The 6880-nt window shown below is 36.3% G+C and carries 8 protein-coding genes; all 8 read left to right on the top strand.

Annotated elements, in window-relative coordinates; genetic code table 11:
- Positions 1-311: 311 nt before the first annotated feature.
- On the top strand, positions 312-1820 hold the full coding sequence (rho, locus tag AC220I_RS15800) for a transcription termination factor Rho (RefSeq protein WP_486724824.1): 1509 nt from the start codon (positions 312-314) through the stop codon (positions 1818-1820).
- A 105-nt stretch (positions 1821-1925) separates the two neighbouring features.
- Positions 1926-2126: a 50S ribosomal protein L31 gene (rpmE, locus tag AC220I_RS15795; protein ID WP_486724823.1), complete on the top strand. Its 201-nt coding sequence runs from the start codon at positions 1926-1928 to the stop codon at positions 2124-2126.
- Positions 2127-2295: 169 nt separating this feature from the next.
- Complete coding sequence (locus AC220I_RS15790; RefSeq protein WP_486724822.1) at positions 2296-2886, top strand: thymidine kinase; 591 nt, start codon at positions 2296-2298, stop codon at positions 2884-2886.
- 2 nt (positions 2887-2888) lie between these two features.
- Positions 2889-3683, top strand: a complete 795-nt coding sequence (locus AC220I_RS15785; protein WP_486724821.1) for a DUF6597 domain-containing transcriptional factor — start codon at positions 2889-2891, stop codon at positions 3681-3683.
- A gap of 90 nt (positions 3684-3773) precedes the next feature.
- On the top strand, positions 3774-4139 hold the full coding sequence (locus tag AC220I_RS15780) for a DUF8051 family protein (protein WP_486724820.1): 366 nt from the start codon (positions 3774-3776) through the stop codon (positions 4137-4139).
- An 11-nt stretch (positions 4140-4150) separates the two neighbouring features.
- Positions 4151-4936, top strand: a complete 786-nt coding sequence (locus AC220I_RS15775; RefSeq protein WP_486724819.1) for an EFR1 family ferrodoxin — start codon at positions 4151-4153, stop codon at positions 4934-4936.
- 363 nt (positions 4937-5299) lie between these two features.
- Positions 5300-6232: a DUF1385 domain-containing protein gene (locus AC220I_RS15770; RefSeq protein ID WP_486724818.1), complete on the top strand. Its 933-nt coding sequence runs from the start codon at positions 5300-5302 to the stop codon at positions 6230-6232.
- Between the two features lie 11 nt (positions 6233-6243).
- The coding region (gene prmC, locus AC220I_RS15765; RefSeq protein ID WP_486724817.1) for a peptide chain release factor N(5)-glutamine methyltransferase at positions 6244-6880 on the top strand (637 nt) is incomplete at its 3' end.

Here is a 6880-nt window from a genome sequence, read left to right as displayed (position 1 = left end):
TGGGCATAATAAACTTATAAGAATGATTGCAAGGAGTAACTTTTTAGTCATTTAAACCACCTTAATTTGATTTGTATATAAAAGTATGTTAGTATTGTCAAGAGTAACACTTCTTATGAATCTGCTGAACACCAACTCTTAGCGTGAATGGCTTTCCTTTGGTAATATCAACCAAAATTCTCCGTAAGAAAAAGACGAGCATCTTCTTTAATATATCACAAATTGGCTACTTTTAAACTATTGTTTATCAATTATTTTGATTGTTCATTAAATGTTAAAAAATACATATGGCGTTGTAAATTGGAGGAAAAATGGATATTAGAACATTGCGTTCAAAAAAAGTTCAGGACTTGAGAGAAATTGCGAAAGCCATGGGTTTTTCAGATCTGAGCAAGCGTAAAAAAGATGATTTAATAGACTTGATTATCAATGGAAATCAAGAGTCTTCAGAATTCGAAAACGATGAAACCATTGAATTTGTTGAAGACGATTATTCTGATGAACCTTATGAAGATGAAGAGGATGGCGGTGATGACCAAGAAGATGAAGTCGAATCAGAGACTTTGCAATCAGGTGACAAAGGTCATCGAGGTTTAGGTCAGGTTTCTTCATATGTTGATTCTGAGGATGGTTTAGACAACGATGGTATAGAGGCTGATCTTTCAGATGATGAGGCGAGGGCGTCAGGAGATTCCAAGAAACGAAATGATGGTAAACAGGATGTCGAAGGTGTCCTGGAAATTATTGAACAAGGCTATGGCTTCTTAAGGTTTGAGAACTTCCTCTCAAGTGAACTTGACGTCTACGTATCACCTTCTCAAATTCGGAAATTTTCCATGCGAACAGGCGATAAGATTATGGGCGTCACTAGAACGCCTAATCCGGGAGAACGCTTTAGAGCACTGCTTTATGTTAAGCAAATCAATGGGCTAAAACCGGAATCAAACGGGAAAAGACCCAAGTTTGATGAGCTCACACCTATGTATCCGACTTCGAGATTCAAGCTTGAAGGGGATTCAAAAGAGCTTGCCATGAGAATCATAGATATTGTATCACCAATCGGAAAAGGACAAAGAGGGCTTATTGTTGCACCTCCAAAATCAGGGAAGACAATCCTGCTTCAAAAGATTGCAAAGAGCATCTCAAAGAATTATCCAGATGTGGAGTTAATTGTTCTGCTCATTGATGAAAGACCTGAAGAGGTCACAGATATGAAGCGATCGATTAATGCGGATGTGGTCTATAGTACATTTGATGAATTGCCATCTCACCATATCAAGGTAGCGGAAATGGTACTTAACCGTGCCAAAGCACTTGTAGAGCAGAAGAAAGATGTGGTAATTCTTCTAGACAGTATCACACGTCTTGCAAGGGCTTACAACTTAGTAATGCCCTCGAGTGGTAAAACGCTTTCAGGTGGACTTGATCCGAATGCCCTTCACAAGCCAAAGCGATTTTTTGGTGCAGCAAGAAATGTTGAGGAAGGCGGTTCGTTGACGATTTTAGCCACTGCGCTTGTTGAGACGGGCTCAAGAATGGATGATGTTATTTTCGAGGAGTTCAAGGGCACAGGAAATATGGAACTCATTTTAGACCGCAAGCTCTCCGAAAAGAGAATATTTCCTTCTGTGGATATCAGAAAGTCTGGAACGCGTCGTGAGGAGTTCCTCTTTGAGCAGGATGAACTTGAGTCTATCTGGCGTATAAGAAGACATCTTGATAAATCCAATAGTGCTGAAAGTACGGAAAAGTTAATTGACACTTTGATTAATACACGAAATAATGAAGAATTTGTAAAACTCATAAATCGAGATTTTTAATAAAAAACAATTGAAAGTCTAAAATGACTGTGTTATAATGATAAGGCTTGAAATTAGATTATCGTGTATTGATATAAATTTTAGAAGAGAAAGAGGTGAACAATAATGAAACAAGGAATTCATCCAGATTATCATGAAGTTAATGTACACTGTGCATGTGGAAACAACTTCACGACTAAATCAACAAAAGAAGAGATAAGAATTGAGATTTGTTCTGAGTGTCATCCGTTCTTTACTGGTCAAGTTAAGCAAGTAGAACGTGGCGGTAGAGCAGATAAATTCAAAGAGAAATATGGTCTTAAATAAGTTTGAGATTATTGAGGTTGGGAGTGTTCCCAGCCTTTTTTGTTTTTTGAGATTAGGGTCACATTTCGTAACGAATAATATTTATAAAACAAATTAGGAAGACATATAATTGGAAATCAGATTCATTTGTCATATAATAGTATTACACTAAGGATAAAGGGGCATGAAAATGGCAAAATTATATTTTAGATATGGTGCAATGAATTGTGGAAAATCTACTGCCTTGATGCAGGTGATGCACAACTATGAAGAGCGAGGTATGAAAGCCATCATTATAAAGCCTTTTACAGATACAAAGGGCGGTGACCAGGTTGTTTCAAGACTGGGAATTACTAAAAAGGTGGATTTACTCATTAAAGCAGAAGATGATGTTAACAGGCAAGTGGATGCATACCTCAATGTGCATGGCAATGTAGATTGTATCTTGGTGGATGAAGCACAGTTTTTTAAGCATCACCACATAGATCATTTTTTTGAGATTGCCGTTAAACGCAATATTCCAGTGATCTGTTATGGCTTAAGAACGGATTTTTCCATGAGGGGATTCGAAGGGTCTGAACGACTACTATTATTGGCACATAGCCTTGAGGAACTCAAGACCATTTGTAGATGTGGTAGAAAAGCCATTCTTAATGGTAGAAAAATCAATGGCAAGTTTGTCTTTGAAGGTGACCAAGTTGCAATTGATGGTGAAAACCAAGTGGAGTATGAATCGCTTTGCGCGACTTGCTATTTTGAATTTAAAGACAGGACACTTTAATATTGAGAATTGAACACTTTCTTCCCCCTAAAAATCTAAAAAAAATGATTGATTATATATGGGTTACTCAAGATTATCATTTGCCTATAGAAAAACGAGATGATGTCATCATGCCATTAGGCCATCTCAATATCATATTCAATTTTGAAAATGCTTATTATATCAAAAACCAAATGGGTAAGTATGAGCCCTTGCCTGATGTTGCAGTGGTTGGACAAATACAGTCTGCCAAGGCTGTAAGGTATGAAGAAGAGGTTTATCAGATTGGGATTTCCTTATTGCCAGTGGCTTTTATGTTGCTTATGAAAAGAAACTGTGATGAGCTGACAGAGAAAATTGTGGCCGGAAATCAAGAACTTTGGGTACTATATGATGCCTTAATAAAGTTGAACACTATTGAGGAAAAAGTTGATCGAATCTATCGTTTCTTACAAGAAAAGTTTGAGCAATACTTGGAAAATGATCAACTTGAAATTGAGATGATGGACTATATCCAAAGGACCATAGATGATTTTTCAGTAAGGGAAATGGCAAACTATTTTTATATGAGTGTAAGCACTTTGGAACGACAGTTTAAAAAGAAAGTTGGGCTTACACCTAAAGCTTATGCAGATATTATTAGATTTTCATCTCATGTATGTGATTGCGAAAATCTTAAATCAAAATACTATGATCAATCACACTTAATTAGAACCAGCAAGAAATTGACAGGTAAGACTGCAAAGCAGCTGAGTGAAGTTCAAAATGAGTTGACTTTAAAATATATTTTAAATCTCAAAAATGAAGATCATAAATAGTGTTTTATAATAATTGATGATTTTATACAATCAATCAGAGGGGTAAATCCATACAATAGAGATAAAGATATTGTATAGGAGGATACTGTTATGAATGTTTATGTGAGTTTAATTTTGTTTTTAAATGTTGTACTGCTTTCGATTTTAGTGCCTGGGGGACCCATTGAAAATAGAGACTTTGGAAATCTAAAAAGGATAAGCTTTTGGGGCTTTAACATATTTTTAATCAGCTTAGGCCTTATGACTTATGTGACTTCATATGGGGTGCTTATATCTTATCCCCTTGCTGTTCCGTTTGCAAAGGGGATTGCAGTTTTATATTTCTTGGTCTATGCGCTTGACCTTGGAAAGATTTTTCCAAAATCACCCACTGAAATGTCAAAGAGGCTCATGTTTTTTGAAATTCTTAATATGTCACTGGCCCTCTATTTGTTTATAATAACATCATCACTCTAGGGGGGGATTTTATGAACAAGTATAAATGCATATCACTTTATTATTTTTCAGGAACAGGGAACACCTTGGTGATTGCCAAGGAAACAAAATTATTTTTTGAAGGTAAGGGCTATTCTGTGACTTTGGAAGAAATGCACTCGAACTTTAATGGCAAACCAGACGAATCGTCATTGATCGGGTTGATTTTTCCGGTGGCAATTCAATCTACATTTCCAACCGTTTGGACCTTTGTGGAAAGTATGCCTGAAGTTAAGGGACAGGCCGTTTTTATGATTGATACCATGGAAGCTTTTTCAGGTGGTATCGTGGGACCGATGAAAAAACTTTTGGTAAAAAAAGGCTATAATTGTATTGGTGCATGTGAACTTAAAATGGCCACAAGTATGCAAACAAGTGCACAAAAAGTAGATCAGGGTGTAAAGAAATTTGACACCGCTTTAAAAACACTTGACGTTTTCTTAAGTCAACTGGAGCAGGGTAAAACACATTGGCGTAGGATTCCATTTTTTTCAGATATGATGCGATCGATTTCAAAAAAACGTAAGATCTGGTCGGATATGAGTCGAAAATTAGAAGTAAATCATAATGAGTGTATTAGATGTAGCTTGTGTCTGAAGAATTGTCCAGTGAATGCGATTTCATATAAAGAAGATAAAATCTCAATAGATCATGATCTTTGTATTGCTTGCATGAGATGTATCAACTATTGTCCTAAAAATGCCTTTAGGCTTAATGGAAAACAATTAATTCAAAAAAAGATTGTTAAGGTTGAAGCGTTAAAAATGTTTAGGCCCTAATGAAGTTTAAAAATTGTATTTGAAATATGTAATAGACTTGTTTTTTGATGGGAAGACGAAAGACTTTACCCACGTAAGAACAAGTCTTATTTTATGATATATCATTAGTGCTCATCTAGTGTTGAACAAAAAAATCGATTTGCAAAAGCGGTTAGATGCGGCAAACAAAAGTTTTGACCTTAGATGACTAGACGAGCTTGTGATTGGAAGGATGTGACCCTTTAAATGGTGTCGGTAAATTACCTACTATAATTTTACCTTTAAATATGATAAAATAGTTAACAGTCGTTTAATGGAATGGACATATTATTATACTATAATATAGAAGAAACTTTTTGCATAAACATTTTGAAAGGAAGCTATATGCCTCAAAAAAACGTTAAATATACAAGTATTGGTGGTCAAGCCTTAATCGAAGGCGTCATGATGCGTGGTAAAGAAGACATCGCTATAGCAGTAAGAAAGCCAGATGGCGAAATTGAAGTAAAATTAGAAAAAGTAGGTCCTATCGGGAAGTGGAAAATAGCAAAAGTACCTCTGTTGAGAGGCATGGTCAGTTTAATTGACTCTATGATCACCGGCATACGTGCGTTGACATATTCTGCTGAGTTTTTCGCTGAGACCGATGATCAGTATGAACAGTCAAACTTTGAAAAATGGTTGTATTCAAGGCTGGGTAAACGTGCAGATGACATTATGATGGCTTTTTCAATATTGACGGCATTTGGATTTGCACTGATTCTCTTTGGAATTGTGCCAACATTTTCAGTTGGCCTTTTAAAAAGCCTAATTTCAAATCAGCTTGTTTTAAGTGCAATTGAAGGGGTTATGAAGATTGTTGTCTTCGTTGCCTACATTGCCTTGATTTCACAAATGAAGGACATACGCCGTGTATTTCAATATCATGGCGCTGAGCATAAAACCATACACTGTTTTGAAAACGGTGAGGAAGTAACTGTTGAAAACGCTCGCAAGTACACGACTTTACATCCAAGATGTGGAACGAGCTTTATTTTCTTTGTTCTAATGATTAGCATTATTTTGTTTACTTTTATTGGGTGGTCTAATCTGATCATTAGAATCGCAACTAAAATCGTCTTGCTGCCACTTGTGGCAGGCATCTCATATGAGCTTCTCAGAATTGCTGGGAAATCGCAAGCGAGATGGATTACATTTATCAGTAAGCCGGGCTTATGGATGCAAAAATTAACCACCAGAGAACCGGATGACAAGCAACTAGAAGTTGCTATTGTAGCCTTTAATCGCGTGTTAGAGCAAATGGGTTCGGATATTTAACGGAGGCTTATATGACACTTGCAGAGATTCAAGTTTGGTTAAAAGAAATGCTTATGCCAATCACATCGGAATGGGAAATTGAATCTAAATGGATGCTCTGTCATGTGCTGGAATGCTCTGTCCTTGATTTGATTATCTATAAGCAACAGGATATTACAGAAGAAGCCCATCAAGAACTTAAAGAGATGATTAGAAGACGTACCTTGAGAGAACCAATTCAGTATATTTTAGGTGTCCATGAGTTCATGGGATTGCCTTTTAAAGTTGGTAAGGGCGTTTTAATCCCAAGACAAGATACTGAAAGTCTAGTGGAGTATATTGTACAATTTGTATCCGAGCAACCCGTTAAGATTTTAGACATTGGTACAGGAAGTGGTGCAATTGCAATTGCATTGGCTCATTTTTTAAATTATGCCGAAGTTACAAGTGTTGATATTTCGGAACAAGCACTTAAAATTGCACATGAAAATGTGAAAATAAATGGTGTTGAGGATCGTGTGAAATTAGTTCGAAGTGATCTTTTTGAAAATGTGAACTTCAATGATTTTGATATTATTGTTTCAAATCCGCCTTATATTTCGGAGGAAGATTTAATGGCATTAGAGCCTGAAGTTAGAGATCATGAACCAGAGTTGGCATTATATGGTG

Source organism: Fusibacter sp., from assembly GCF_057447755.1.
Note: the sequence above shows the minus strand (reverse complement) of the source record. Positions and strands in the feature narration are given on the sequence as shown.